General features: G+C 69.7%; 25 protein-coding genes and 1 pseudogene. 22 read left to right on the top strand and 4 right to left on the bottom strand.

Going from position 1 to position 22,512, the window contains the following annotated elements:
- Window positions 1-10: 10 nt before the first annotated feature.
- A complete protein-coding gene (gene erpA / locus Q0812_RS02200; protein WP_302108663.1) occupies window positions 11-334 on the bottom strand; it encodes an iron-sulfur cluster insertion protein ErpA in 324 nt (107 codons plus the stop codon).
- Between the two features lie 85 nt (window positions 335-419).
- On the opposite strand from erpA, the gene Q0812_RS02205 reads away from it, so the two are divergent.
- From Q0812_RS02205 to Q0812_RS02295, 19 genes and pseudogenes are all read left to right on the top strand, one after another.
- A complete protein-coding gene (locus tag Q0812_RS02205) occupies window positions 420-1,586 on the top strand; it encodes a deoxyguanosinetriphosphate triphosphohydrolase (protein ID WP_302108664.1) in 1,167 nt (388 codons plus the stop codon).
- 91 nt (window positions 1,587-1,677) lie between these two features.
- On the top strand, window positions 1,678-2,460 hold the full coding sequence (locus tag Q0812_RS02210; protein WP_302108665.1) for an SPOR domain-containing protein: 783 nt from the start codon (window positions 1,678-1,680) through the stop codon (window positions 2,458-2,460).
- 4 nt (window positions 2,461-2,464) lie between these two features.
- On the top strand, window positions 2,465-3,472 hold the full coding sequence (gene nagZ, locus Q0812_RS02215) for a beta-N-acetylhexosaminidase (RefSeq protein WP_302108666.1): 1,008 nt from the start codon (window positions 2,465-2,467) through the stop codon (window positions 3,470-3,472).
- Window positions 3,469-4,293, top strand: coding sequence for a segregation and condensation protein A (locus Q0812_RS02220; RefSeq protein WP_302108667.1), 825 nt, complete (start codon window positions 3,469-3,471; stop codon window positions 4,291-4,293). Before nagZ ends, Q0812_RS02220 begins: the two co-directional genes overlap by 4 nt.
- The gene (scpB, locus tag Q0812_RS02225; RefSeq protein ID WP_302108668.1) at window positions 4,290-4,940 is read left to right on the top strand and encodes an SMC-Scp complex subunit ScpB; all 651 of its coding nucleotides are present in this window, start codon (window positions 4,290-4,292) and stop codon (window positions 4,938-4,940) included. The genes Q0812_RS02220 and scpB overlap by 4 nt, the downstream gene beginning before the upstream one ends.
- A gap of 110 nt (window positions 4,941-5,050) precedes the next feature.
- Window positions 5,051-7,144, top strand: a complete 2,094-nt coding sequence (locus tag Q0812_RS02230) for a M13 family metallopeptidase (RefSeq protein WP_302108669.1) — start codon at window positions 5,051-5,053, stop codon at window positions 7,142-7,144.
- A gap of 107 nt (window positions 7,145-7,251) precedes the next feature.
- Window positions 7,252-7,461 (top strand): twin-arginine translocase TatA/TatE family subunit, encoded by a 210-nt coding sequence (locus Q0812_RS02235; protein WP_302108670.1) that lies wholly within the window; start codon window positions 7,252-7,254, stop codon window positions 7,459-7,461.
- A gap of 29 nt (window positions 7,462-7,490) precedes the next feature.
- Window positions 7,491-7,778: pseudogene (tatB, locus tag Q0812_RS02240) on the top strand (Sec-independent protein translocase protein TatB); the annotation flags it as partial.
- A gap of 114 nt (window positions 7,779-7,892) precedes the next feature.
- A complete protein-coding gene (gene tatC / locus Q0812_RS02245) occupies window positions 7,893-8,759 on the top strand; it encodes a twin-arginine translocase subunit TatC (protein WP_302108671.1) in 867 nt (288 codons plus the stop codon).
- A 275-nt stretch (window positions 8,760-9,034) separates the two neighbouring features.
- Window positions 9,035-10,417 carry a serine--tRNA ligase gene (serS, locus tag Q0812_RS02250; RefSeq protein ID WP_302108672.1) on the top strand — a complete coding sequence of 461 codons (1,383 nt, stop codon included), beginning with the start codon at window positions 9,035-9,037 and terminating at the stop codon, window positions 10,415-10,417.
- A gap of 151 nt (window positions 10,418-10,568) precedes the next feature.
- Window positions 10,569-10,973: a hypothetical protein gene (locus Q0812_RS02255; protein ID WP_302108673.1), complete on the top strand. Its 405-nt coding sequence runs from the start codon at window positions 10,569-10,571 to the stop codon at window positions 10,971-10,973.
- Between the two features lie 74 nt (window positions 10,974-11,047).
- A complete protein-coding gene (gene surE / locus Q0812_RS02260) occupies window positions 11,048-11,833 on the top strand; it encodes a 5'/3'-nucleotidase SurE (RefSeq protein WP_302108674.1) in 786 nt (261 codons plus the stop codon).
- Between the two features lie 2 nt (window positions 11,834-11,835).
- Window positions 11,836-12,492: a protein-L-isoaspartate(D-aspartate) O-methyltransferase gene (locus tag Q0812_RS02265; protein ID WP_302108675.1), complete on the top strand. Its 657-nt coding sequence runs from the start codon at window positions 11,836-11,838 to the stop codon at window positions 12,490-12,492.
- 100 nt (window positions 12,493-12,592) lie between these two features.
- Window positions 12,593-13,819: a peptidoglycan DD-metalloendopeptidase family protein gene (locus Q0812_RS02270; RefSeq protein WP_302108676.1), complete on the top strand. Its 1,227-nt coding sequence runs from the start codon at window positions 12,593-12,595 to the stop codon at window positions 13,817-13,819.
- Window positions 13,820-13,930: 111 nt separating this feature from the next.
- Window positions 13,931-14,275: a preprotein translocase subunit YajC gene (yajC, locus tag Q0812_RS02275; protein WP_302108677.1), complete on the top strand. Its 345-nt coding sequence runs from the start codon at window positions 13,931-13,933 to the stop codon at window positions 14,273-14,275.
- A gap of 40 nt (window positions 14,276-14,315) precedes the next feature.
- Window positions 14,316-15,911 carry a protein translocase subunit SecD gene (secD, locus tag Q0812_RS02280; RefSeq protein WP_302108678.1) on the top strand — a complete coding sequence of 532 codons (1,596 nt, stop codon included), beginning with the start codon at window positions 14,316-14,318 and terminating at the stop codon, window positions 15,909-15,911.
- Window positions 15,912-15,923: 12 nt separating this feature from the next.
- Entirely contained in the window at window positions 15,924-16,907 is a 984-nt protein-coding gene (gene secF, locus Q0812_RS02285) for a protein translocase subunit SecF (RefSeq protein ID WP_302108679.1), read from the top strand.
- 92 nt (window positions 16,908-16,999) lie between these two features.
- A complete protein-coding gene (locus Q0812_RS02290; RefSeq protein WP_302108680.1) occupies window positions 17,000-17,614 on the top strand; it encodes a urate hydroxylase PuuD in 615 nt (204 codons plus the stop codon).
- Window positions 17,615-17,671: 57 nt separating this feature from the next.
- Window positions 17,672-18,307 carry a squalene/phytoene synthase family protein gene (locus Q0812_RS02295; RefSeq protein ID WP_302108681.1) on the top strand — a complete coding sequence of 212 codons (636 nt, stop codon included), beginning with the start codon at window positions 17,672-17,674 and terminating at the stop codon, window positions 18,305-18,307.
- On the opposite strand, the gene Q0812_RS02300 is transcribed toward Q0812_RS02295, so the two are convergent.
- Window positions 18,304-18,525, bottom strand: coding sequence for a ribbon-helix-helix domain-containing protein (locus tag Q0812_RS02300; protein WP_302108682.1), 222 nt, complete (start codon window positions 18,523-18,525; stop codon window positions 18,304-18,306). The two genes, Q0812_RS02295 and Q0812_RS02300, sit on opposite strands and share 4 nt — an antisense overlap.
- Before the next feature lie 72 nt (window positions 18,526-18,597).
- Between Q0812_RS02300 and Q0812_RS02305 the strand changes: the two genes are divergently transcribed.
- Window positions 18,598-19,494, top strand: a complete 897-nt coding sequence (locus Q0812_RS02305) for a DMT family transporter (RefSeq protein ID WP_302108683.1) — start codon at window positions 18,598-18,600, stop codon at window positions 19,492-19,494.
- Here Q0812_RS02305 and Q0812_RS02310 read toward each other — a convergent pair.
- Both Q0812_RS02310 and Q0812_RS02315 read right to left on the bottom strand, forming a co-directional pair.
- On the bottom strand, window positions 19,491-19,682 hold the full coding sequence (locus Q0812_RS02310) for a DUF4169 family protein (protein ID WP_302108684.1): 192 nt from the start codon (window positions 19,680-19,682) through the stop codon (window positions 19,491-19,493). The two genes, Q0812_RS02305 and Q0812_RS02310, sit on opposite strands and share 4 nt — an antisense overlap.
- 83 nt (window positions 19,683-19,765) lie before the next feature.
- Window positions 19,766-21,115: a hypothetical protein gene (locus tag Q0812_RS02315; RefSeq protein ID WP_302108685.1), complete on the bottom strand. Its 1,350-nt coding sequence runs from the start codon at window positions 21,113-21,115 to the stop codon at window positions 19,766-19,768.
- Window positions 21,116-21,233: 118 nt separating this feature from the next.
- On the opposite strand from Q0812_RS02315, the gene Q0812_RS02320 reads away from it, so the two are divergent.
- Together Q0812_RS02320 and Q0812_RS02325 are read left to right on the top strand one after the other, a co-directional pair.
- Entirely contained in the window at window positions 21,234-22,007 is a 774-nt protein-coding gene (locus Q0812_RS02320) for an enoyl-CoA hydratase (RefSeq protein WP_302108686.1), read from the top strand.
- A 10-nt stretch (window positions 22,008-22,017) separates the two neighbouring features.
- Window positions 22,018-22,506, top strand: coding sequence for a GNAT family N-acetyltransferase (locus Q0812_RS02325; RefSeq protein WP_302108687.1), 489 nt, complete (start codon window positions 22,018-22,020; stop codon window positions 22,504-22,506).
- Window positions 22,507-22,512: the final 6 nt, after the last annotated feature.

A 22,512-nucleotide genomic window follows, 5' to 3' on the forward strand; every position in this document is an offset into this window, starting at 1 on the left:
GAGCTCCCGGTCAGATGGTGAAGCTGACCCCACAGCCGCAGCTGGCCTGGGCGTTCGGATTGTTCACCACAAAGCGCGCGCCGACCAGTTCGTCGGCGAAATCGATCTGAGAGCCGACCAGGAAGGGCAGGGAGACCGGATCGACCACGGCCCGCTGTCCGTCGCGCTCGATCACCACGTCGTCCGCTTCGGCGCCGTCGATAAGCTCGAAGCGATACTGGAACCCGGAGCAGCCGCCGCCGTCGACCGCCACGCGCAACAGGCGCGGCCGACCGGCCGTATCGGACAGCTTGGCAAGCCTTTGGGCGGCAGGTTCTGAAAGGGTGACGCTCATCTTCCTCCGCTATATGAGGGCGAGCCGGAGCGATGCAACCGGCGGCTGGACGAGACTGGCGCCTTTGGACCCCACCCTTTGCCTGGTGAAACGCGCGGCCCAGGCCGAGCGGCCCGAGTTGAGCCGCGGCCGGCTGCACCCGGAGCCGCCCAGCGCCACCCGCACCCCCTTCGCCCGGGATCGGGACCGCATCATCCACACCACCGCCTTTCGGCGGCTGAAGGGCAAGACCCAGGTCTTCATCGCCCACGAGGGCGATCACTACCGTACGCGCCTGACCCACAGCCTGGAGGTGGCGCAGATCGCCCGGTCGCTGGCGGCGGCCCTGCACCTGGACGCTGATCTGGCGGAGGCGGTGGCGTTGGCGCACGACCTGGGACATCCGCCCTTCGGCCACGCGGGCGAGGACCAGCTTCAGGCGTCCATGGCCCGGTTCGGCGGCTTTGATCACAACGTTCAGACCTTTCGCATCGTCACCAAGCTGGAGCGGCGCTATCCGGACTTCGACGGACTGAACCTGAGCTGGGAGACGGTCGAGGGCGTCATCAAGCACAACGGGCCGGTGGATCACCGTCTAGGCGAGCCGGCCTGGCGCGCCATCGCGGACTATGCGCGGGACTGGGATCTGCGCTGGGATTCCTTTGCATCGCTTGAGGCCCAGGCGGCGGCCGTGGCCGACGACATCGCCTACAACAATCACGACGTGGATGACGGTGTTCAGGCGGGCCTGTTCACGCTGGATGATCTGTCGGGCCTGCCCCTGGTCGGCCCAGCCATCGCTTCGGTGCGGCGAGACTGGCCGGATCTGGACGAGGAGCGGACTCGTTTCGAGGCGGTGCGCCGCCTGATCGGGATGATGATCGAGGACGTCCTGGCCGAGACGCGTCGCCGCGTCGCCGCGAGTGGGGCCGAAACGCCGGAGGATGTACGAAGGGCCGGCCGGCCGCTGATCGCCTTCTCGCGTGAGGTGAACGAGGCGCTGGCGCGGCTGAGGGCCTTCCTGATGGAGCGGATGTACCGCGCGCCTTCGGTCAACCACATGCGGGCCTCGGCCCAGCGGGTGCTGGACGAGATGTTCGAACAGCTGATGGCCGCGCCGGACCGGATGCCGAGCGCCTGGGCCGAACGCGCGGTCGGGGACGAGGCCAGGACCGCGCGGGCCGTGTGCGACTACATCGCCGGCATGACCGACCGCTACGCGCTGGAGGCGCACATGCGGCTATTTGGCCTGTCCCGGCCTGTGGAGATGTGAGCGAAGAGGCGCGCGGAACTCCGGCGGCTTGGGCTAGAATCGAGTCCGCCCCGGAGCGATTCGTTCGGGCTGCGTCTTTGGAGGCCGTCGCATGAGCATGCATGACCCGCGCGATCCGGACCGCGGCGCCTATTCGCCGCCGACCGACGATCCGCTGCCCTTCGACCGCTCTGGCTTTGACGCACGGCGCGGCGACCCCGGCGGGCGGCCCCTGCCTGTGACGCTGATCGCCAGCGCCGCCGTGCTGCTGGTGCTGATCGTGGCGGTGGTCCTGTTCTATCGCGCCGGCGTGCGCAGCGCCGACCAGGCTCCGCCGGTGGTGGGCGAGTCCGAAGGCGCCCTCACCGGCCCCGCGCCGGCCGAGGCCCAGCCGCTGAACCCCGGCGCCGACCTGAACGTCTATGTGGACGAGCCGGGTCAGGAGGGCGAGCCGACCTTCGCCCCGCCGCCCGAGGCGCCTCGCGAACGCCCGGCGCCCCTGACCAGCACGCCCGCTCCGGCGGTGAACGGCCCGGCGCAGCCGACGGACGAACCCGCCGCGCCCCCGACGAACTCGTCTGCGGCGTCGGCCACCCAGCCGCGCCCGGCTGAAGCCGCGCCGGCCCAGACCGCCCCCCGCCCTGCGGCTGGGACCGGATCGGCGTCGGTGCAGATCGGCGCCTTCTCGTCCCAAGCGGTGGCTGACCAGCAGTACGCGGCCGTGGCCGCCGCCTTCCCGCAGTTCGCCCAGGGCCGCACCAAGCGGGTGGAGCGCGTGACCACCTCGTCCGGCTCGACCCTTTATCGCACCACCATGGGCGGCTTCACGCGCGAGGGCGCCGACGCCTTCTGCCAGGCGCTGAGATCGTCGGGCCGCGACTGCCTGGTGCGCTGAGCGGATGCCCACGGCGGCCATCTACGGTCTGGCCGGGACGGCCCTGACGGCGGAGGAGCGCGCCTTCTTCGCGGAGGCCCAGCCGTGGGGCTTCATCCTGTTCAAGCGCAACATCGACCATCCGGATCAGGTGCTGCGCCTGACCGACGATATGCGGATGCTGACGGGGCGGGACGACCTGCCCGTCCTGATCGACCAGGAAGGGGGCCGGGTCCAGCGCATGGGCCCGCCGCACTGGCCGCGCTATCCGTCGGGCCGCGCCTATGGCCGGGCCGCAGTGAATGATCCGCTGGTGCGTCGCGAGCTGACGCGGCTGGGCGCACGGCTGATGGCCGCCGATCTGCGCCGGGTGGGGATCAACGTGGACTGCGTACCGGTGCTGGATGTGCCGATCCCGGGCGCTGACGAGGTGATCGGCGACCGCGCCTATGCGGACGACCCCGAGACCATCGGCGCGCTGGGCCGGGCCGCGGCCGAAGGCCTGCTGGCGGGTGGCGTGCTTCCGGTCATCAAGCACATCCCGGGTCATGGCCGGGCCCTGGCCGACAGTCACAAGACCCTGCCGGTGGTTCATGCCGGGCGCGAGGCGCTTGAGGCGATCGACTTCCCGCCGTTCCGCATGCTGTCGGACATGCCGCTGGGGATGTCGGCCCACGTTGTCTATACGGCCATCGACCCGAAGCATCCGGCCACCCAGTCGAGAAAGGCCGTCCGCCTGATCCGGGAGGAGATCGGCTTCGCGGGTCTATTGATGACCGACGACCTGTCCATGCACGCCCTGACCGGCGATTTCGGCGAGCGGGCCAAGAGGGCCCTGAGGGCCGGCTGCGACCTGCTCCTGCACTGCAACGGCGATATGGCGGAGATGCAGGCCATCGCCGCAGAGGCGCCCAAGCTCAAGGGGGAGGCCAAACGCAGGGCTCAGGCCGCCCTGAGTCGTCTGGTGCGCACGCCCGAACCCATGGACGAGGCCGAAGCGCGCGCGCGCTTCGCCGAGTATTTCTCCGCATGAGCGAGCCCTTCCAGCCCAACCTCGACTTCCAGGCCGCCGAGACGGCGCTGGAGGAGGGCGAGGCCCTGATCGTCGATCTGGAGGGCTTCGAGGGACCGCTGCATGTGCTGTTGGCGTTGGCGCGGACGCAGAAGGTCGACCTGCTCAAGCTGTCGATCACCCGGCTGGCCGAACAGTATCTGGACTTCATCCATCAGGCGCGGGCGCGCAGCTTCTCGCTGGCGGCGGACTATCTCGTAATGGCGTCGTGGCTGGCCTATCTTAAGTCGCGCCTCCTGCTGCCCAAGCCCGAGCGCAAGCGCGAGGAAGAGCCGGCGCCCGAGGCCATGGCGGCGCAGCTGGCGTTCCGGCTGGCCAAGCTGGAGGCCATGCGCAAGGCGGGCGAGACGCTGCTGGCGCGACCGCGCCTGGGCGTCGAGGTGTTCGCGCGGGGCGACCCGGAGGCGCGTGTGGTGATCCCTTCCAACCGCATTTCGACGGGCCTCTATGACCTGATGGCCGCCTATGTGATCCAGCGCCGTCGCGAGGTGGAGCGGCACTACAATCCCGGCCGCCGGGTCGACGCCTTCCCGCTGGAGGAGGCGCGCGACTGGCTGCGGGCGCGGCTGCCGGACCTGCAAAGCTGGACGCCACTGAAGGCGGTGACGCCGGCGATCCCGCGCGAGGACGGGCCGGGGCCCGCCTCCTACACCGCCTCCACCTTTGCGGCGGGGCTTGAGTTGGTGAAGGAGGGGGAGCTGGAGGCGCGCCAGACCGCAGCCTTCGAAGACATCTATCTGCGCCGCCGCCGCGAGCCCCTGCCTCTGGAGCTGAGCCCGTGAGCGCGCTGAATGACACGGTTCGTCAGGTGGAGGCGCTGCTGTTCGCCGCCGCCGGACCGCTGACCGAGGCCGATCTGGCCGAACGCCTGCCCGAGGGCGCTGATGTGGCGGGCGCCGTCGCCGCCCTGCGCTCGCTCTATCAGGATCGAGGCGTCGTGCTCGAACAGGCGGCGGGCGGCTGGCGTTTCCGCACGGCCGAGGACCTGGCCTGGCTGATGGTCGACCAGCGCGAGGAGCCGCGAAAGCTGTCCCGCGCGGCGCTGGAGACCCTGGCCATCATCGCCTATCACCAGCCGGTCACGCGCGCCGAGATCGAGAGCGTGCGCGGCGTGTCCCTCAGCCGGGGGACCCTGGACGCCCTGCTGGAGATGGGACTGGTGCGCCTGCGCGGGCGGCGGCGCACCCCCGGGCGACCGGTGACCTACGCCACCACCGACCAGTTCCTGGAGCACTTCGGCCTGAACCATCTGGCCGATCTGCCGGGTGCGGCCGAAATGAAGGCGGCGGGCCTGCTCGAATTTGCGCCGGGCGCGGGCTTCGAGACGCCCGACCCCAGCCGCCTCCTGGGGCTGGACGACGAAGACCCCATCGACGACGCGGACGCCGAAGCGCCAGACTTCGTCGAGGATTTCACGGGCGAGGGTTAGCCGCCACGCCCCTCCACCGATCTTGCGCGAGATTCCTCGTCACGGGCTGAGACAACCGCGAGGCGCGGCGCTATCGTCCCTGCCCGGCCTGGTTCAGGAGGATGTATCCCGTGGCGGCTTTCACCTTCAAACGACTGATGATTTCAGCAGGGCTCGCGGCCCTGGCCAGCCTGGCGCTGGGCTGCGCCGACAGCGGCGGAGGACCCGAGCGTCGAACGACGCCGCATCTGGGCACGTTCGGCTTCGACACCGCGGGCATGGACCGGAGCGTCCAGCCGGGCGACGACTTCTTCCAGTACGCCAACGGCACCTGGGTCCAGAACACCGAGATCCCCGCGGACCGGTCGAGCATCACCAGCTTCGCCGGCATCGCCCTGAAGGTGAACGACCGCCTACGCGAAATGGTCGAGGCCGCGGCAGAGAACCAGCGGGCCGAAGGCGATGCGAGAAAGATCGGCGACTTCTACGCGGCCTTCATGGACGAGCAGGGCATCGAGCAGCGGGGCCTGGCCCCCGTGCGCGCCGAACTGGACGCCATCAACCGCCTCTCCGACAAGGCCCAACTTTCGCGCTACCTGGGCGGGACCGTGCGGGCGGACGTCGATCTGCTGAACGCCACCGACACCTATACCGACCGCATCTTCGGGCTGTGGATCAGCCAGGACTTCGACGATCCATCGAAGGTCTCGCCCTATCTCGTGGCCGGCGGCCTGGGCCTGCCGAGCCGGGACTTCTACCTCGACTCCTCGGCCCGCATGGCCCAGATGCGCGCCGCCTATCGCCAGCACATCGCGCGCGTCCTGACGCTGGCGGGCGTGCCTGACGCCGAAGCCAAGGCGGGTCGCATCCTGGCCCTGGAGAGCGCCATCGCCTCGGTCCACTGGACCGCCGAGGACACCAACGATCCCCAGAAGGGCAACAACCATTGGGCCAGCGGCGAGTTCGCCCGCCGCGCGCCCGGCATGGACTGGGGCCAGTTCTTCCAGGGCGCGGGCATGGGCTCGCAGGGCGAGTTCGTGGTCTGGCAGCCCAGCGCCCTGTCCGGCATCGCCGGGCTGGTAGGGTCCCAGCCGCTGGAGACCTGGAAGGACTATCTGACCTTCCACGAGCTGGACCGGTCCTCGCCCTTCCTGCCGCGCGCCTTCGCCGACGAGAACTTCGCCTTCTACGGCTCGACCCTGGCCGGGACGCCGCAGCAGGCGCCGCGCTGGCGCCGGGCCCTGAACCAGCTGGACGGCGCCCTCGGCGAGGCCGTCGGCAAGATGTACGTCGAGCGCTGGTTCCCGCCTGAGTCCAAGACCCAGCTGGAAGGTATGGTCGCCAACCTGATCCGCGCCTTTGACGCCCGCATCGACCGGCTGGAGTGGATGTCGCCGGAGACCAAGGCTCAGGCCAAGCGCAAGCTGCACGGCATCAGCGTTCAGATCGGCTATCCCAGCCGCTGGCGCGACTATTCCCAGCTGGAGGTGCGCAGGGATGATCCGCTGGGCAACGCCAAGCGCGCCTCGCTGTTCGAATACCGCCGCAACCTGGCTAAGCTGGGCCAGCCGGTGAACCGCGACGAGTGGTACCTGCTGCCGCATCAGGTCAACGCCCTGAACGTGCCGCTGGAGAACCGGCTGATCTTCCCGGCCGGCATCCTTGAGCCGCCCTTCTTCGACCCGAACGCCGACCCGGCCGTGAACTACGGCGCCATCGGCGGCGTCATCGGCCACGAGATCGTGCACAGCTTCGACTCGATCGGAGCCCTGTTCGACGAGACGGGCCGCCTGAGGAACTGGTGGACGCCGCAGGACTTCGCCCGCTTCGAGCAGGAGGGCCGCCGCCTGGCCGCCCAGTATGACGGCTATCAGGCCTTCCCCGACCTGAACCTGAACGGGACCCTGACGCTGTCGGAGAACATCGCCGACGCGGGCGGACTGAACGCGGCCTACGACGCCTACATCCTGTCTCTGAACGGGGCGGAGCCGCCGGTGTTGGACGGCTTCACCGGACCGCAGCGCGTCTTCCTGGGCTGGGCGCAAAATTACCGCTCCAAGTACCGCGAGCCGACGCTGAGGAACGCCGTCCTGACCGGCGTGCATTCGCCCGGGCCCTGGCGCGCCCAGACGGTGCGCAACGTCGACGCCTGGTACGAGGCCTTCAATGTCCAGCCGGGCCAGCGCCTGTACCTGGCGCCGGAAGACCGCGTGCCGATGTGGTAGCCCTCAGGGGCGGCGCGTCGATCCGCCGTTGGCGCGCCGCCCCGGACTGGCCTATATGGACGGCAACGGATTCAGTTCGGGCGCGCGCGCCCGGTTAGGAGACCATCGTGGGCGGTTTCAGCATCTGGCATTGGCTGATCGTCATCGCCGTCGTGCTTCTGCTGTTCGGCGGCAACAAGCTGTCGAGCATCATGGGCGACGCGGCCAAGGGCATCCGCGCGTTCAAGGACGGGCTCAAGGACGATGAGAACGGTCCCAAGGAGGGAACCAGCTCGCTGCCGCGCACCGACGCGGAAAAGGACAAGCTGAACAGCTGACGCCCCGAGCGCCCGGAGGACTGTAAGCGATGGGCGGCCTTGGCCCCGGTATCGGGGGAATGGAACTCGTCATCCTGGCCATCGTCGCCCTCGTGGTGGTCGGCCCCAAGGACCTGCCCGTCATGCTGCGCAAGGTGGGCCAGGTGGTCGGCCGCGCGCGCAAGATGGCGGCCGAGTTCCGGGCCAGCTTTGACGACATGGCGCGCCAGTCCGAGCTGGACGACCTGAGGAAAGAGGTCGAGGCCCTGCGCCAGAGCCAGATGCAGGCGGTCGACTTCAGCCCCGAGCTGGACGCGGTGAACGCCGGCCTCGACATGACGCCCAAGCCGACCCCGACGCCCGTGGCGGAGCCCCCGGCGCCCGACATCCCGGCGCCTGACGCGCCGCCGCCCGCCAAGCCGCGGCGCGCCAAGAAGGCGGAGGGCTAGGCCATGTCCTTTTCCGCCGACGAACAGGCCGAGATCGAGGCCTCGCGCGCGCCGCTGATGGAACACCTGGTCGAGCTGCGGAAGCGGCTGATCATCGTGATCGTGGCCTTCATCGCCGCCTTCCTGGTCTGCTTCTACTTCGCCGAGCAGCTGTCCCTGTTCCTGCTGCACCCGTTCAAGGTGGCCAACGACATCTTCGGGAGCAGCGAGGACCATTCCGGCGGGCCGCTGGCCCTGCTGACGGCGCTGTTCGAGGCCACGGCCGCGCCGCCCGATCCCAACGCCGACCCGCTGCGGGTCATCTTCACCGCGCCGCTGGAGGCCTTCTTCGCCAAGCTGAAGCTGGCCGGCTTCGGCGCCATCGTGCTGAGCTTCCCGATCATCGCGTTTCAGCTGTACCGCTTCGTCGCGCCGGGGCTCTACCGGCGAGAGCGCAACGCCTTCCTGCCGTTCCTTCTGGCGGCGCCGGTGCTGTTCACGCTTGGCGCGGCGCTAGTCTATTACGTCATGCTGCCCTTCGTGCTGTGGTTCTCCCTGTCGCAGCAGATCACCGGCGCCGGGGTCGAGGTGGAGCTGCTGCCCCGCATCGCCGACTATCTGAATCTGGTCACGGCGCTGATCCTGGCCTTCGGCCTGTGCTTCCAGCTGCCGGTGGTGGTGACCCTGCTGGGCCTGGCCGGCATGGTCAGCTCGCGCGCCCTGGCCAAGGGGCGCCGCTACGCCATCGTCGGCGTCTTCGTGGTGGCGGCCATCGTCACCCCGCCGGACCCCATCAGCCAGATGATGTTGGCCGTGCCCATCATCCTGCTCTACGAAATCTCGATCTGGTGCGTGCGCCTGATCGAGCTGCGGCGCCCGAAAGAGGCCTGACCAGGCGACGATCCGGACTCCAAAAAAACAGTCCGACTCGTCCGAAGCGTCCGATCCGTCCGATAAATCGATGTCAAAGACCCTGCCGTTCAGTTCGCGGCGGCGGCCGCCATCATGCGCCGGGGGAAAGGGGCGTGGACAAGGCGAGCGCTTTGCCTGTGCGATCCGCTAGGCCGGCACGGTTCGGCGCGGCGCAATGGGGGGAAAGGGCGAGGCGCTTGGCCTCTCGGCTCTCGCCCCCTAAACAGGCGCGAATTCCTGAAACGAGACCGGCCATGCACGACATCAAGGCGATCCGCGACAACCCCGAAGCCTTCGTGGCCGGCTGGTCCCGCCGTGGGGTTGAGGATGCGGCCCAGGTTGTCGAGCAGATCCTGAGCCTGGACCGCGAGCTGCGCGCGGCCCAGACAGCGGCCCAGACCGCCCTGGCCGAGCGCAATGCGGCCTCCAAGGCCATCGGCGCGGCCATGGGCCGTAAGGACATGGAAGAGGCCGAGCGGCTGAAGGCCCAGGTGGAGACCCTGAAGGGGGAGATCGCCGCGCAGGAGGCTATCGAGGCCGACAAGGGCCGGGCGCTGCGCGACCTGCTTGCGGGGCTGAAGAACCTGGCCGCCGAGGACGTGCCCGACGGCGAGGACGAAACCGCCAACGCCGAGCAGTCGCGCTGGGGCGAGGCGGGCAAGCTGCCGGCCGGGCGGCTGAACGCGGCCAAGGACCACGCGGACCTGGGCGAGGCGCTGGGCCTGCTCGACTTCGAGGCCGCCGCGCGGATGAGCGGCGCGCGCTTCGCGGTGCTGAAGGGCCAGCTGGCGCGGCTGGAACGGGCCCTGGGCCAGTTCATGCTGGATATGCAAACCGCGACGCCGGAAGGCGTTGATCTGCACGGCTACCTGGAGGTCAATCCGCCCTTCCTGGTCCGCGATGAGGCCATGTTCGGCACGGGACAGCTGCCGAAGTTCGAGGAGGATCTGTTCTTTGCCTCAAGCGGATCTGTTTCGCCCAAGGACATGCCGCTCGATCTCCTAGATTTGCTTAATGGGCGCCACTGGCTCATCCCCACCGCCGAAGTCTCGCTGACCAATCTGGTGCGCGAGCAGATCCTGTCTGAGGACGAGCTGGCCACGCCCATGCGGCTGACGGCCTTGACGCCCTGTTTCCGCGCCGAGGCGGGCTCGGCCGGGCGCGACACGCGCGGCCTGATCCGCCAACACCAGTTCCATAAGGTGGAGCTGGTCTCGATCACGCGGCCCGAAGATTCCGAGGCCGAGCACGAGCGCATGACCGCCTGCGCCGAGGCGGTGCTGAAGCGGCTGGAGCTGCCGTTCCGGCGCATGCTGCTGTGCGCGGGCGACATGGGCTTTTCGGCGCGTAAGACCTTCGACCTGGAGGTCTGGCTGCCCAGCCAGAACACCTATCGCGAGATCAGCAGCTGCTCGAACTGCGGCGACTTCCAGGCCCGGCGCATGGACGCCCGCTTCAAGCGCGCCGGTGAGAAGAAGACTGAGTTCGTCCACACGCTGAACGGCTCAGGGCTCGCCGTCGGGCGCACCCTGGTGGCGGTCATGGAGAACTATCAGGACGAGGGCGGCCGCATCGCCGTGCCTGCGGCCCTGCGGCCCTATATGGGCGGGGTCACCCACATCGGGGGCGCGGAATGAATCCTTCTCCCCTCGGGGGAGAAGGTGTCAGCCGGAGGCTGACGGATGAGGGGGCGCCCTCCGCCCACCTCTCCATCGAAGGGCTTCACGCCTTCGACCTCCCCCTCATCCGGCGCTTGCGCGCCACCTTCTCCCCCGAGGGGAGAAGGACGTGACCGCCGACCTCGTCGTCATCACGGACACGCATCATCTGCGCATCCAGCCGCGCGAGGGCGGCGTGCGCTTCATCGCCATGCGCCACGATCAGGCGGGGCTGGAGGCGGAGGGCGACTTCGCCGATGTGGCGTCGGCGAAGGATCATGCGGCGACGGCCTATGGCGTGGCCGAGGCGGCCTGGAGACCGGCGCCGTTTCCGCCCTTCGCCCTGGTGCGCATAGACGAAACCGACCCGGAAACCTCGATCCGGGGGCTGAGCGGCCATGTGGCCGGCCTGTCCGATCCGGAGCAGGTGGCGGTGTTCATCGACCAGCTTGAGCGCGTCTGGTGCGTGCACCCTGACCATCTGATCGCCACCGGCGGCTTCCTGCCCGAGGATCAGCGGCCGGGCGGGCGTTGAAGCAGTTCGCCCGCCTTCTCCCCCGAGGGGAGAAGGTCTACACGCCTGCTGAATCGATTTAGCAACCGGACCCCATGCGCATCCTTCTGACCAATGACGACGGCATCACGGCCGAGGGGCTGGAGAGCCTGGAGCGCATCGCGCGGACCCTGACCGACGACGTCTGGATCTGCGCGCCCGAGCACGAGCAGTCCGGCGCGGGGCGGGGCCTGACCCTGACCGAGCCTCTGCGGGTCCGCACCCTGGGCGAGAAGCGCTTCGCCGTCACCGGCACGCCCACCGACTGCGTCATCCTGGCCGTCAACGACATCATGGGCGAGGCGAACAAGCCGGACCTGGTGCTGTCGGGGGTGAACCGGGGGCACAACCTGGGCGAGGACGTCACCTATTCCGGCACGGTGGCTGGGGCGTTGCAGGGCATGGCCATGGGCATCCGCTCCATCGCCCTGTCCCAGTCCATGACCCGCTTCCACGACGAGGTGGTGCCCCACTGGGACACGGCCGAGCAGTTCGGGCCGGGCGTCGTGCGCCGTCTGACCGAGGCGGACTGGCCGGACGGGGTGGTGATGAACGTCAACTTCCCGCCCCTGCCGCCCGATCAGGTCAGCGAGGTGGAGGTGACGGTGCAGGGCTTCCGCGACGCGGGCGAGTTGCACGGGGTCAAGCGCACCGACCTGCGCGGCCGGGACTATTACTGGATGGCCTTCCGCGGAAAGCCGCAGGAGCATGCGCCGGGCACCGACCTGCGCGCCGTGGCGGACGGCAAAATATCTGTGACGCCGCTGCACATCGACCTGACGCACCTGCCCACCGTCAGCACGCTGAAGCGCGTCCTGGGCGGCGCCCCACCCAAGGTGTGAGCATGGCCGGGCCGGAGGACATCAACCGGCAGAGGGCGGCGCGCCTGATCCTGGGCCTGCGCCGCCAGGGCGTGACCGACCCGCGCGTGCTGGCGGCCATGGAGAGCATCGACCGCTCGGTCTTCGTGCACCCCCAGTTTCTGGATCAGGCCTGGGATGACGCGGCCCTGCCCATCGACTGCGCCCAGACCATCAGCCAGCCCTACATCGTCGGCCTGATGACCCAGGCCCTGGACGTGCAGCCCCGGCACCGGGTGCTCGAGATCGGCACGGGGTCCGGCTATCAGTGCGCCATCCTGTCGCGGCTGGCGCGCTATGTGTACACGGTCGAGCGGTATCGCAGCCTGCTGAACGAGGCCGAGGCGCGGCTGAAGGCGCTGGACATCCAGAACGTCATCACGCGGCACGGCGACGGGGGCGAGGGCTGGCCGGAGCAGGCGCCCTTTGACCGCATCATGGTCACCGCCGCCTCGCCGCACGAGCCGCACGCCCTGCTGGAGCAGCTGAAGCCGGGCGGCGTGCTGGTGGCGCCGGTGGGCCGCACGGGGGTGCAGGTGCTGCACCGCTATACGGCGCAGCCCGACGGCTCGTTCAAGCGCGAGAGCCTGGGCGAGGTGCGCTTCGTGCCGCTGGTCGAGGGGGTGGCGAAGGAGGGCTGAGGCCGAGCCGAAGTCACATCTCGTTAACCTTGAGGCCATGTTTTCGCGCCCATTAAGGAGTCTTCTGACCGCTTCCGATTCCGTGAGGGGAGAGTTTGGCATGACCCGCCGTGGGGCCCCTGTTTCCAGAGCCGCCGTTTTGTCCGCCAGCGGCCTGGCCCTGATGCTGGCCGCGTGCGGAGGGACTCTTCCGCAGACGCCCCGCTACGCGACGCGGCTGGATCAGCTGCCGCCCACGCCGCCACCCGCCCAGGCCCCGCTGACGGAGGCCGAGCCGGTCTATGAGCCCGAGCCCATTCCCGCTCCGACCGAGGACGTGACAGCCACCGAGCTGGCGCCCCTGCCGCCGGCCCAGCCGCGCGATACGGCCCTGGCCTCCCAGCCCATCGACGCGCCGCCGCCCCCGCCGCCCGCTGACGGCTCGGCCCCCGCCAATGAGGCCCCGGCGAACGAGGCCGAGGACATCACCTCGCGCCTGAACAATGCGCCGGTGACCCAGCCCTTCCCGGTGCGCGAGCCGGCCCGCCCCGCCGCCCCCGCCCAGAGCCAGCCCCTGCCGCCGCCGGGATCGACCTATACGGTGCAGCCGGGCGACACCCTGTCGGGGGTCGGCCGCCGCTTCGGCGTGCGGGTGGCCACCCTGATGACTTTGAACGGCCTTGGCCCGGAGGGCGCCGTGCGCGCCGGTCAGCGGCTGGTCCTGCCCGAGGGCGTGATCGACAACGGCGTCGACCCTTACGCCACCGGCCCCGCGCCGACGCCGCTGGCGACGCCGCCCCAGCGCCCCGTCACACCGCCGCCGCCTGTGCAGCGGCCGGCTCCGCCGCCCGCCCAGACGCCGCCGCCTGTGCAGCGGCCCGCGCCGCAACAGCCGCCGGCTCAGCCCCAGCCTGCTCCGCCGCCCGCCGCAACCGACAGCGCGGACGCGCCGCGCTTCCGCTGGCCGGTCGACCGGGCCGAGGTGGTGGGCCGCTTCGGCCAGACGGGCGTGGGCCTGCGCAACGACGGCATCGTCCTGGCCGCCCAGCCGAACGCCGCGGTCGTGGCCGCGGCGGCGGGCCAGGTGGTCTATGCCGGCAGCGACATTCCGGGCCTGGGCGCCACGGTGGTGATCGATCACGGGGACGGCTGGGGCACGGCCTATCTGCAGCTGGGCTCGGTCACCGTGCGCGAGCGCCAGCAGGTGGCCGCGGGCGAGACGCTTGGCCGCACCGCCGCGGCCGGCTCGAACGGCCGCTCGCAGTTCCAGTTCGAGATCCGGCGGCGCAACTCGCCAACGGATCGCTTCCGCCCCGTCGACCCGCTGCCGCTGCTCCCGGGACGTTAAGGAAAAACGCGCGCGGCGTTTGCAAAAGCGGGGGGCAGCGCCTAGCTTCCGGCCTCGTTTCGCGCGCGGCTGGACCGGCCCTGCGCGCGCCGCAGACTTCACGGGGATTCCATGTTCGCCACCGCCTACGCCCAGACCGCCGGCGCCGCTCCCGCTGAGAGCGGCATGATGGCCATGCTGGTCAACATCGCGCCGCTGCTGCTGCTCGTGGTGTTCGCCTACTTCCTGCTGATCCGCCCTCAGCAGCAGCGCATGAAGAAGCACCAGGCCATGATCGCGGCCATGAAGCGCGGCGACACGGTCGTGCTGAGCAACGGCATGATCGGCAAAATCACGCGTATCGAGGACGCCGAGGCCATGGTCGAGGTCAGCCAGGGCGTAAACGTCCGCGTGGTCCGCTCCATGATCGCCGAGGTGCGCGGCAAGGGCGTCCCGGCCAACGACGCCAAGGCCTGATCCCGTTTCCGTTCCGGCCTGAAGTCAAAGGCGCCTGTCCATGATTCAGCTGTCGCGCTGGAAAATCATCCTCGTCGTCCTAGCCCTGGCCCTGGGGGTCTGGTTCGCTCTGCCGAACGTACTGCCGGCCAATGTGCGTGAGCGCATGCCGGGCTTCATGCCCAGCAACACGATCAATCTGGGTCTCGACCTGCAAGGCGGCTCTTACCTGCTGCTTGAGGTGGACACCGAGGCGCTGGCGACCGAGCGGCTGAACAACATGGTCGAGGAGATCCGCCTGGATTTCCGGCGCGAGCGCATCGGCTTTTCCGGCCTGACGCCTGAAGGCCACGGCGTGGTGGTTCGCCTGCGCGATCCGGCCCAGACCGACGCCGCCGTGCGCGTGCTGAACAACATGGGCGAGTTCGTCGCCCAGACCGGCCAGCGCGACCGCACCGTGCAGCGGGTCGGGCCTGGCGTGATCCGCGTGCAGCTGTCTGAGGACGCCCTTCAGGCCCAGGCCAGCGCCGCGGTGGAGCAGTCCATCGAGATCGTGCGTCGCCGCATCGACTCGCTGGGCGCCAAGGAGCCCTCCATCACCCGCCAGGGCCGCGACCGCATCGTCGTCCAGGCGGCGGGCGAAAGCGATCCGGAGCGTCTGAAGAACGTCATCGGCCAGACCGCACGCCTGACCTTCCAGATGGTGGACGAGCAGAACTCGCTTCAGGCCGCCCTGGCCGGGCAGGTGCCGCCCGACGCCATGGTGGTGCCGACCGACGAGCCCGGCGAGCCCTTCCTGCTGCTGAAGCGCCGGGTGCTGGTCTCTGGCGAGAACCTGACGCGCGCCAATGTCGGCGTCGATCAGATGCAGCGGCCGGCCATCGACTTCCGCTTCGACGGACAGGGCGCGCGCCGCTTCGGCGAGGTCACCGCCGCCAATGTGAACCGCCGCTTCGCCATCGTGCTGGACGGACGCGTGATCTCGGCGCCCACCATCATCAGCCCGATCACCGGCGGCTCAGGCCAGATCACCGGCAACTTCTCGGTCCAGACGGCGTCCGACCTGGTCAATCTGCTCAACGCGGGCGCCTTGCCGGCGCCGCTGACGGTGGAGGAGCAGCGCACCGTGGGGGCCGAGCTGGGCGCCGACGCCGTGCGGGCCGGCCTGATCTCGACGGTGGTGGCCTTCGTGCTGGTGCTGGCCTTCATGGTCCTGTCCTACGGCTTCCTGTTCGGCGGCATCTCGGTCATCGCGCTTCTGGCCAACGGCCTGCTCATCATGGCGGTGATGTCGGTCACGGGCGCGGACCTGACCCTGCCGGGCATCGCCGGCCTGATCCTGACCCTGGCCATGGCGGTGGACGCCAACGTGCTGATCTACGAGCGCATGCGCGACGAGGTCCGCGCCGGGCGACCGCCCATCCTGGCCATGGACGCCGGGTTCGGCCGCGCCATGGTGACCATCATCGACGCCAACCTGACCACCCTGATCGCGGCGTGGATCATGTTCTTCTTCGGCGCGGGCCCGGTGCGCGGCTTCGCCTGGACCCTGACCATCGGCGTCGTCACCTCGGTCTTCACCGCGGTGCTCATCACCCAGATTTTGCTGGCCCTGTGGTTCCGCCTGCGGCGGCCCAAGGCCCTGCCCATCGCGTAAAGGCGGCTCAAGATGCGTTTCTGGCCGATCATCAAACTTCTGCCGCAGAAGACGAACCTGCGCTTCGTCAGCGTCGCCAAGTACATGGCCGTGCTGTCGATCGTCGGCGTCCTGGGCTCGCTGTTCCTGACGCTCTACCCCTTCAAGGGCCCGTGCGGCGGACTGAACTGCGGCGTCGACTTTAAGGGCGGCACCCTGATCGAGCTGTCCTCGCCCCGTCCCATCGACCTGGGCGAGGTGCGCGGCGAGCTGGGCGCCATGAATCTGGGCGACGTACAGGTGCAGCAGTTCGGGGCCCCCACCGACGTGATGGTGCGCTTCGAGACGCCCGAGGGCGTGAACCCGGCCCAGCAGGTCGACCAGGTGAAGAACCGTCTCAGGGGTGTCGTCGGACAGGACACCACCTTCACCCGCACCGAGGTGGTCGGCCCCAAGGTGTCGGGCGAGCTGCTGCGCGGCGGCATCATCGCGCTGGGCATCGCTGTGGCCCTGATGATGCTCTACATCTGGTTTCGCTTTGAGTGGCAGTTCGGCCTGGGCGCCGTGGCGGGCCTGCTGCACGACACCATTCTGGTGTTCGGCTTCTTCGCCCTGTTCAAGCTGGAGTTCACCCTGACCGCCGTGGCGGCGATCCTGACGGTGATCGGCTATTCCATGAACGACACGGTGGTGGTGTTCGACCGCCTGCGCGAGAACCTGCGCAAGTACAAGAAGATGCCGCTGCGCGAAGTCATCGACCTGACCATCAACGAGACCCTGTCGCGCACCATCATCACCGGCGTGACGGCCATCATGGCGCTGGCGGCCCTGGCCATTCTGGGCGGCGAGACGCTGTTCGCCTTCTCGGTTTCGTTGATCTTCGGCATCATCTTCGGCACCTATTCGTCCATCTATGTGGGCGCGCCGATCATCCTGCTTTGGGGGGTCAAGCGCAGCGAAGGCGGCGCGGGGGACGAGCCCGAACCCGTCAAGCTGGGCGCCGCCAGCCGGCCCTGAGACCCGGATCAAAGACCCTAGAGCCCTTCGGTTTTTAGCGGAGCCGTTAGGGCCTATGCTGGCCGCCACCTGATTCTGTGGAGGGGCTATCCATGGCCGGCATTCTTTCGAACTTCCGCAACACCGTGGTGGTCAGCCTCGCGCTGGCCCTGGTGATGATCTACGCCTTCGGCAGCGGGGCCGAGTTTGACGAGCGCTTCTGGCAGGCGCTGTTCCGCTGGCTGCACGTGGTGCTGGGCATCCTGTGGATCGGCCTGCTGTACTACTTCAACTTCGTGCAGATCCGGGTGATGCCCGACATCCCCGCCGAGCTGAAGCCGGCCGTGTCCAAGTACATCGCGCCGGAGGCCCTGTTCTGGTTCCGCTGGTCGGCCCTGCTGACGGTGGTCATGGGCCTGGCCGTGGCCTGGGCGCGCGGGACGGACTACCTGGCCGAGACCCTGACCCTGGGCTTCGCCGGCGGTTACGCCGGCTATGACGGCGGCTACACCCTGATGGGCGTGGGCATGTGGCTGGGGATCATCATGATGATCAACGTCTGGGGCTTCATCTGGCCGAACCAGAAGCGGGCCCTGGGCATCGTCGAGGCCGACGCCGAAACCAAGGCCAAGGCGGCGCGGACGGCCATGCTGTTCAGCCGCACCAACATGCTGCTGTCGCTGCCGATGCTGGTGGCCATGGCCATGTATCAGACGATCGTCGGCTAGCGCCGCACAAGGTCGAGAAGCTAGAGGAGGGGCGTGAGCGATCGCGCCCCTTCTTTCATGTCCGGCCCCCGCGAGCCCGTCGATCTGGACGCCCAGGTCCGGACGGCCGATCCCGACCGCTGGCTGTCCAGCCGCTTCGTCGCCGAGGCTGATCGCCGGGCCGACCTGATCGCGCTTTACGCCTTCGAGGCCGAGCTGGGGGCTATCCCGGCCAAGACGAGCCAGCCGCTGCTGGCCGAGATGCGCTACGCCTGGTGGCGCGAGCACCTGGACGGCGTGTTCTCCGGCGATCCGCGCAAGGGGCATCCGGTGCTTGAGGCGCTGGCCCTGGCCGTGTCGCGGCGTGGACTGGCGCGGGCCCCGTTCGAGACCATGCTCGACGCCTGGATCGATCAGGCGCACGGCCGCGAGGCCGATCCGAGCGTCCTGTATGGCGGTCTGATGGATGAGGCGGCGAAGGCGCTGGGCGCCACGGCGGGGCGTCTGGATGATGGCGCGCGCCTGTGGGGTCTCATCCGAAGCGGCGAGGCCAAGGCCGCGGACGCGCTGCGGCCATCGGTGAACCGGTCCTTGAAGTCGCTGCCCGCCGCCGCCTTTCCGGCGGTGGCGCACCTGGCCCTACGGGATGTGACTGAGCCGGAGGCCGTGAAGCGGCTGCGGCTGATCTGGGCCTCCTTGCGGGGCAGAATCTAGCCGGGCGGCAGGGCGCGCGCCCGCGCCAGGGCCCGAAGCCGGCAGGCCGAGGCGAGGGAGCGCCGGCCGCGCGTCTGGTCGATCTCGATGAGCAGGGCGGCCAGGGGCAGATCGCGCTCGGCGGCCTCATCTTCGATGAGGCTCCAGAACTCGGGCTCCAGGGCCACCGATGTGGCGTGGCCCGACAGGCTGACCGACCGTTTGCGCAATCCGCTCATGCCGCGAGTTTAGACACCTTTGATCGCAAGATGTGAGGGGACCGAAGCAAGCGCGGGTGTTAGGCGGCCGCCATGAAGCTTTCCGCCAACGCCTCCGCCGTGCTCGCCATGCTGGCGTGCAGCGTGATCTGGGGCACCACCTGGTACGCCATCACCCTGCAGCTGGGGGTCGTCGATCCGGTGGCGTCGATCGTCTATCGGTTCGGCCTGGCGGCTGCGATCCTGTTCGCGGGCCTGCTGCTGTTCCGCCAGAAGATACGGCTGACCAAGGCGCAGCACCTGGCGGTGGCGGGGCAGGGGCTGTTCACCTTCGCCATCGACTACGCCTTCGTCTATTGGGCCGAAGAGCGCGTGGCGTCCGCCGTGGTGGCCGTGATCTTCGCGTCCCTGGCCCTGCTGAACCTGATCGCCTTTCGCCTGGCCCTGGGCCGCAAGGCGCCGTGGCTGGCCTGGGGCGGCGCCCTGCTGGGCGTGGCGGGGGTGGCGGTGCTGTCCCGGGCCGAGCTGGCCAACGCCGATTTCGACCGCGAGGCGGCGACGGGCGTGGGCCTGGCCCTGATCGCCGTGGCCGGGGCGGCCATCGGCAACCTGTGCGCCTGGAGAAGCCAGCAGCTGGGGGCGCCGGTCGCGCCCGCCACCGCCTGGGCCATGGCCTATGGGACCGGCATGCTGGCTTTGTACGGCCTGATCACCGGAATCGAGTGGCGCTTCGAGACCAGCTGGTCCTACGTGCTGTCGCTGCTGCACCTGTCGATCCTCGGATCGGTGGTGGCCTTCGTCCTTTACTTCGGGCTGGCGCGATCGCGCGGCTATGCGCTGGCGTCCTACATCTCGGCCCTGACGCCGCCGGTGGCCATGCTGATGTCGGTGGCCTTTGAAGGGGCCAGCTTCGGCCTGCTGGCCCTGTCAGGGCTGGTGCTGGTGCTGGGCGGGCAGCTGCTGCTGGCGCGGGCGCCCAAGACGGCCTAGGCCGGGTCCTCGGGCTTGTCCCGGCGACTGGCGTCCAGCAGGCGGTCGGCGCGTCCCCGCTCCATTTCGGTCGAGGTCTTCTCAGCGCCCGTGCGGCCGTGGGCTGCGCGGTTGACCGCGGCGTCCTTGCGCTTCTGGTTCCGCGCCCGGTCCTTCTTCGCCCGCTTCAGATTGATGATCTCGGCCATGGCCAAGCCTTGCGCCCGCGCCGGGCAAAAGAAAAGGGCCGCGCTCGAAAGCGCGGCCCTCAGCTCGGTCTCTGATCAGGAGATCAGAGTTCGCAGGCGTCGCCGCCACGCTGGGCCGAGACCTCGCAGGTCAGGGCGCGGCCGATGCTGCGACGGTCCTGGGACAGTTCGGCGATAAAGCCGCCGCCCGCGCCGCACTTCACCTCGACGACGTCGCCGTCGTCCGCCGACAGGCCCAGCGCGCGGAATTCGCGCACGTCGCAGGGCTTGTTGTCCGCGGTCATCAGCTGGGTCAGGCGGGCCAGGAGGGCCGCCCGCGGCGTCAGGGTGCAGGCCAGGGTGGCGCTGCGGCCCTCGCCCCGGATGCAGTCCATGACCTCGCCGGGACGCGTGGCGCCGGCCTCAGGCAGGAAGGCGATCACACCCAGTTCGCGGTCGGAGCATTTGAACTCGACCACGGTGCGCTGGTTGCTGTCGCGGCCGATGACGCGGTGATCCTGATAGGCGCAGGTTCCACCGGCCTGGGACAGGCGCTGCGACATCTCGTTGGTGACGGCCGCTTCCACGACGGCCATGTCGGTCAGCGTGCAGCCGCCCATGATGCCGCCCGCCGCCGAACAGTCGATCACCGCCTGATAGGCGTTCTGCAGGTTGGTGCGGATCATGAAGCCCGGCGCGGCGCCGCAGCCCACTTCGTAATAGCGGCGGTCGTCGCTGTCGCTGAAGCCCACGTGGCGGACCTCGTCGATCTCGCAGGTGCGGCCAGTCTGGGCCACCAGATTGCGCGCCCAGGCGACCTGATCGGCCTGGGTGGTCATGGGGCAGGGGCCGCCGGCGGACTGAACCTGAAGGCAGGTCAGCACGCGGCCCGGCTGGGCGGCGCCGGCCTGGGCCTCGATCCAGTAGCCGTCCGAGCCGGCGCAGCTGATCTCCCAGCGGTCCTGGCCATCGGTCGTGCGGCCCACCAACTGGGCTTCGTCCACCGTGCAGTCCGGAGCGGCGACGCGGGCCAGCGGCTGGATGGCCCGGACCATGTCCTGGTTCTGCGGCAGCTGGCAGGTGGGGCCGGCCTGCTGGCCGGCGGCCTCGGCCTGACGAGCGGCGAGGGACAGCACGGGGCAGGGCGTCGCCGTGGCGTTCTCGCCCTGCTCGACGATGATGTAGCCGGGGCCCGCTTCGCAGACCATCTCGTAGAAGGTGGTGGCCCGCCGCACGCCTTCGGCGTCCAGCGCCGAGCCCTGACCGCCCCAACGGCTGGTGAGGGTGGGCGTGCAGGTGGCGATCTGGGCCTTGCCCAGGGCCACCTCGGCGCGGGTGCGGATTTCCTCCGGCTCGGGCGCCTGGGCGCGCCGTTGCGCGGCCGCGGGCAGGGGGGCCAAAACGATCAGGGCGGCGATCGCGGCCCACGTCGTGACCTTGGACTTGGTCTTCATTGCGTTTCCTCTCGAAACCTAGGATTAAGGCCCTAGGCGTTGGGCGCGCCGGGGGCAAGCGCGCCAGGGCGGGCCAGTTGTCGCGCCACCCGAGGATGCGTTCAAGGGACTTGTTTCGATGGGCGAAGAGGTGCGCGTCGAGGTTGCAGACGGCGTTCTGACGCTGACGCTGAACCGTCCGGCCAAGAAGAACGCCATCACCCAGGCTATGTATGCCGACATGGCCGCCGCGCTGGAGACGGCGCGCGGGGAAACGGCCGTGCGCTGCGTGCTGATCCGCGCTGAGGGGGATTCCTTCTGCGCCGGCAACGACATGATGGATTTCGCCATGCAGGCGGCGTCCGGCGCCTCGGCCGCCGACATGGCGGTGTTCCGTTTCCTGAAGGCGCTGGCGGAGTTCGACAAGCCGCTGGTGGCGGCCGTGCAGGGCCGGGCGGTCGGCATCGGCGTCACCCTGCTGCTGCACTGCGATCTGGCGGTGGCGGCCGAGGACGCGCTTCTGTCCACCCCCTTCGTCAATCTGGCCCTGGCGCCCGAGGCGGCGTCGAGCCGCCTGCTGCCCGAGGCGATCGGTCACCGTCGCGCCTTCGAGATGCTGGCGCTGGGGCGGGTCGTGACCGGGCGCGAGGCCGCCGACTGGGGCCTGGTCAACAAGGCCGTGCCGCTTGATCAGCTGCAGTCCGAAGCCGAGGCCTTCGCCCGCGCCTGCGCCGATCGGGCGCCGGGCTCGATCCAGGCGACGAAGCGCCTGATGCGGGACGCCGAGACTCTGTGGGCCCTGATGCAGGCCGAGGGACAGGTCTTCGCGGCCCAGATGGCCGGGCCCGAAGCCAGAGAGGCGTTTCAGGCGTTCATCGAGAAGCGGCCCGCTCGCTTCACCGTCGCCGACTGAGTTCGTTTCCATGCGTAGCCTTGCCCAGGCCGCCACGGCGGCCCTCTGCGTCCTTCCCGAAAACCCTTCTGACGCCCATGCGGTCGACGCCCTGGTCGAGGCGGCGTTCGGTCCCGGCCGCTACGCCAAGACCGCCGAGCGCCTGCGCGAAGGGTCGGAGGCGGTGGCGGGGTTCTGTGCGCATCAGGACGGGCGGCTGGTGGGGACAGTGCGCCTGTGGCCCATCCTGATCGGCGAGACGCACGCCCTGTTCCTGGGACCCATCGCCGTGGCCGGCGATCTGCGCAGCGAGGGCGTGGGGCAGGCCCTGATGCTGGCCGCCCTGGCCTGGGCCGATGAGGCGCGATCGGGCGGGGTGCTGCTGGTGGGGGATACGCCCTATTTCGGCCGTTTCGGCTTTGAGCGGGCCGAGGGCGTGGACATGCCCGGGCCGGTCAATCCGGCGCGTCTGCTGTGGCGCGGAGCGGATCAGCCGAAGGGACGGGTGGCGAGCGCCTAACGCTCC

It is taken from the genome of Peiella sedimenti, assembly GCF_030504955.1.
Taxonomy (GTDB): Bacteria; Pseudomonadota; Alphaproteobacteria; order Caulobacterales; family Caulobacteraceae; genus Brevundimonas; species Brevundimonas sedimenti.

Coding starts and splice junctions, on each gene's coding strand:
- Q0812_RS02290 (WP_302108680.1), top strand. CDS start 17,000: ATGGCCGGCATTCTTTCGAACTTCCGCAACACCGTGGTGGTCAGCCTC.
- erpA (WP_302108663.1), bottom strand. CDS start 334: ATGAGCGTCACCCTTTCAGAACCTGCCGCCCAAAGGCTTGCCAAGCTG.
- nagZ (WP_302108666.1), top strand. CDS start 2,465: ATGCCCACGGCGGCCATCTACGGTCTGGCCGGGACGGCCCTGACGGCG.
- Q0812_RS02325 (WP_302108687.1), top strand. CDS start 22,018: ATGCGTAGCCTTGCCCAGGCCGCCACGGCGGCCCTCTGCGTCCTTCCC.
- tatC (WP_302108671.1), top strand. CDS start 7,893: ATGTCCTTTTCCGCCGACGAACAGGCCGAGATCGAGGCCTCGCGCGCG.
- serS (WP_302108672.1), top strand. CDS start 9,035: ATGCACGACATCAAGGCGATCCGCGACAACCCCGAAGCCTTCGTGGCC.
- Q0812_RS02270 (WP_302108676.1), top strand. CDS start 12,593: ATGACCCGCCGTGGGGCCCCTGTTTCCAGAGCCGCCGTTTTGTCCGCC.
- Q0812_RS02265 (WP_302108675.1), top strand. CDS start 11,836: ATGGCCGGGCCGGAGGACATCAACCGGCAGAGGGCGGCGCGCCTGATC.
- Q0812_RS02320 (WP_302108686.1), top strand. CDS start 21,234: ATGGGCGAAGAGGTGCGCGTCGAGGTTGCAGACGGCGTTCTGACGCTG.
- Q0812_RS02315 (WP_302108685.1), bottom strand. CDS start 21,115: ATGAAGACCAAGTCCAAGGTCACGACGTGGGCCGCGATCGCCGCCCTG.
- Q0812_RS02305 (WP_302108683.1), top strand. CDS start 18,598: ATGAAGCTTTCCGCCAACGCCTCCGCCGTGCTCGCCATGCTGGCGTGC.
- Q0812_RS02220 (WP_302108667.1), top strand. CDS start 3,469: ATGAGCGAGCCCTTCCAGCCCAACCTCGACTTCCAGGCCGCCGAGACG.
- secF (WP_302108679.1), top strand. CDS start 15,924: ATGCGTTTCTGGCCGATCATCAAACTTCTGCCGCAGAAGACGAACCTG.
- yajC (WP_302108677.1), top strand. CDS start 13,931: ATGTTCGCCACCGCCTACGCCCAGACCGCCGGCGCCGCTCCCGCTGAG.
- surE (WP_302108674.1), top strand. CDS start 11,048: ATGCGCATCCTTCTGACCAATGACGACGGCATCACGGCCGAGGGGCTG.
- secD (WP_302108678.1), top strand. CDS start 14,316: ATGATTCAGCTGTCGCGCTGGAAAATCATCCTCGTCGTCCTAGCCCTG.
- Q0812_RS02210 (WP_302108665.1), top strand. CDS start 1,678: ATGAGCATGCATGACCCGCGCGATCCGGACCGCGGCGCCTATTCGCCG.
- Q0812_RS02295 (WP_302108681.1), top strand. CDS start 17,672: ATGTCCGGCCCCCGCGAGCCCGTCGATCTGGACGCCCAGGTCCGGACG.
- Q0812_RS02310 (WP_302108684.1), bottom strand. CDS start 19,682: ATGGCCGAGATCATCAATCTGAAGCGGGCGAAGAAGGACCGGGCGCGG.
- Q0812_RS02300 (WP_302108682.1), bottom strand. CDS start 18,525: ATGAGCGGATTGCGCAAACGGTCGGTCAGCCTGTCGGGCCACGCCACA.